The sequence below is a fragment of the Sphingomonas bacterium genome, from assembly GCF_903643065.1.
Classification (GTDB): Bacteria; Pseudomonadota; Alphaproteobacteria; order Sphingomonadales; family Sphingomonadaceae; genus Sphingomonas.
This window is the reverse complement of sequence record NZ_CAHJWX010000387.1, coordinates 1-3,024: the sequence shown is the minus strand read 5'-3', so window position 1 is coordinate 3,024 and position 3,024 is coordinate 1. Positions and strand designations below refer to the sequence as shown.

Annotated in this window: 3 protein-coding genes; all 3 read left to right on the top strand. The window is 70.6% G+C overall.

The window, feature by feature from the left end; all coding sequences use genetic code 11:
• Positions 1-1,643: ATP-binding protein (locus HUU95_RS12600; protein WP_174280418.1), on the top strand; the 1,643-nt coding region annotated here is incomplete at its 5' end.
• 65 nt (positions 1,644-1,708) lie between these two features.
• Positions 1,709-1,966 carry a hypothetical protein gene (locus HUU95_RS12595; RefSeq protein ID WP_174280417.1) on the top strand — a complete coding sequence of 86 codons (258 nt, stop codon included), beginning with the start codon at positions 1,709-1,711 and terminating at the stop codon, positions 1,964-1,966.
• 1 nt (position 1,967) lies between these two features.
• A complete protein-coding gene (locus tag HUU95_RS12590) occupies positions 1,968-2,897 on the top strand; it encodes a hypothetical protein (protein ID WP_174280416.1) in 930 nt (309 codons plus the stop codon).
• Positions 2,898-3,024: the final 127 nt, after the last annotated feature.

Here is a 3,024-nt window from a genome sequence, read left to right as displayed (position 1 = left end):
CCGAGACCATCACCAAGGTCAGCCGCCTGTTCAACGGCTCGGCGCACGACATCCTCAACGAGCTGCTGCAGAACGCCCGTCGCGCCGGCGCGTCCTGCGTCCGTGTGACGCTGATGGGCCAGCCGGGGTGCCGGCTGCTGACCATCACCGACGACGGCCACGGCATCGCCGACCCGGCCACGATCGTGACGCTCGGCCGCTCCGGTTGGGCCGACGACACCCGCGAGCGTGAGGACCCGGCCGGGATGGGCGTGTTCAGCCTCGCCGGCCGCGACGTGATCGTCCGCTCCTGGTCGCGCCCCGAGCATCAGGGCTGGTGCGCGCACATCCCCGCAGGCGCGTGGGAGACGAGCCGGCCGATCGCGATCGAGGCGGATCCGATCGCTCGCGGCACCGCGATCTCGCTCGCCATGCCCGAAGCATGGGTGCCGACCCTGCGCACGACTCTCGAGGCGGTAGCCCTGTTCTACCCGCTGCCCGTCCTCATCGACGGCGAGGAGCTGCCGCGTCGCCCGTGGCTCGCCGGTGCCGTCCACGTCGAGGACTGGCGTGGCTGCCGCATCGGCGTGTTCGACAGCCATGCGTCCGATTGGCCCCTGCCGAGCAATGTCCGCATCAACTTCCACGGCGTGACGGTCGCGACGGACATGCCGATGGTCGACGAGGTCGACCGAGGCCGGAAATGGACGGTTCGCATCGACATCATCGACGCGCCCGAGATCCAGCTGGTGCTGCCGGCACGCAAGGAGCCGGTCGAGAATCATGCGCTGCTGGAGCTTCGCGCCGCGGCCAAGGTCGCGATCTTCCGCGCGCTCGCCAAGGTCGGCGGGCACCGCCTCAGCCACAAGGTATGGCTCGAAGCGGATGCGCTGGGGATCGCGCTGCCCGAGGCCGACGCGTATCTCACCCGCTGGACGGCCCCCTGCGCCGACTACCGGCAGAATTGGCAGGGGCAGGAGCGGACGCGCGGTGCCGCCATGGTGCTGGTCCCCGACCAGGCGCCGATCATCGCCCAGCCGATGCAACGCGCGCTCGCCGGTCGATCGCCGTTCGGCGGACCGCTCGTCGAAGCGCAGCGGCATTTCGAGGGCTATGGCTGGTACGACGCCTTGGCACGGGTCACCGACGTCCGGCTTCGCATCGACGCCGGCGAGACCACGTTCGAGGTCACCGACGTCGACGAGGCTCCCGAAAGTGCCGCCAGCGGCCTGGTCGAGGCGATCTCGCTGGTCATCACGGTCGTCCAGGACGGCGACACCTCCCAGCTGATCCACGCGGCCGACGTCGCCTTCTCGCCGGACACTTCGTACTGCGACGATGTGGACGAGGTCGGCATCTTCGTCCGTCGCGGCAGCACCGCCACGGCGTACGACGTCGCCGAGCTGCTCCAGCAAGCCGTCTTCGACCCGAGCAGCGACAGCGGCGACGACAGCTACGAGACCCAGGTCGACCGCTTCCGCGCCTCCGCGCAGAAGCGGACGGTGCGGCTGCTCGAAGGCGGCGACGCCGCGATCGAGGCGCAGCTGCGCATGCTGCTCCAGGCCCATCCCTGGATCGTGCCGGCCGACCGCACCGTCTCCGTCACCCTCACGCGCGAGAAGCTCGACGTGGTGGTGACGCCGCGAATGCCCGAGGCCGCCTGACCGCCGGCCCCGGCTGACCCCGTCCCACGCCGCCAGTCGGCACCGCCCCCACGAGGACCTGCGCCATGCCCGCTCGCCATGTCGCGCGCCACACGCGCCTGCATCCCCAGCTCTGGGGTCCGTACAAGATCACGGCCTACCCCGACGGCTTCCACCAATGGCCCGAGGGCATGGCGGACCCCGTCTGGGAGCCGGACGCCTGCGTGATCCGCGGCGACGTCGCGTGCTTCCAGCGCCTGGGTGACCAGCCGACGCTCGAAGACGCGCTCGAGGCCTGCTGGCGGCACCTCGCGAGCCTGCCCATCCCCGCCGAGGCCGCGTAGGATGGTCCCGCGCGCGCCCGTCGTCCTCGCCTACGGCGTCGGCGTCGACAGCACCGCCCTGCTGGTCGAGCTGGAGGCTCGGGGCGAGCGTCCCGACCTAGTCCTGACCGCGGACACCGGCGTCGAGAAGCCCGCGACCTACGCCTATCTCGACATCATCCGCCCGTGGATAGACGAGCGCGGGATCGCCCATGAGCTGGTCCGCTACCAGCCCAAGCGGTTCAAGCACTGGCCACCCTACTACTCGCTGCTGGAGATGGCGCTGACCAACGCCACCCTGCCGAGCAAGAGCATGGGCGGGTCGAGCTGTTCCCTCAAATACAAGAAGGCACCGCAGGACGCGTTCCTGCGGACGTGGCGGCCGGCGGTCGAGGCGTGGGGCAGGGGCCAGAAGGTCACGCGCCTGATCGGGTTCGACGCCGGCGTGCGCGACACGCTGCGCGCAAACCACGCCGCGACGATCGACGACCCGCTCTACGACTACGACTATCCCTTGCGGCGCTGGGGATGGGACCGCGACGCATGCACGCGTCGGATCGAAACCGCCGGCCTGCCTGTGCCGCCCAAGTCGAGCTGCTGGTTCTGCATCGGCATGACGCCGGACGAGGTTCGCGAGCTGCCGGCCTGGTGCCTGCGCCTGATCGTGCTGGTGGAGGCGCGCGCCGCGCCGCGCCTGCACACGGTCGAGGGCCTGTGGCGCAAGACGACGCGCGCCCGCCCGGGCCGGATGACCGACTTCATCCGCCGCGACCGGCTGCTGCCAGCGGCCGAGGTCGACCGTATCTGGCGCGACGCTCCGGCCGACCTGATCCGGTTCCAGGATGTCGCGGCGATGATCCCGCTCGCCGAGCGACCGACCATGGCGGACTGGCTGGAGCGCTTCAACGCCGGTCTCGCCACTACCGCCTCCGGCCTCGATCTGGCCGCTTGATCTGAAGGAGCCTCACCATGGATGATCGAACCATCGCGGTCCCCGCCGCCAGCCCCGCAACCGCCACGATCGAGCCGATGCTCGTTCTCTCGACGGGGCACCTCACCGAGGAGACCTGCAACCTGTT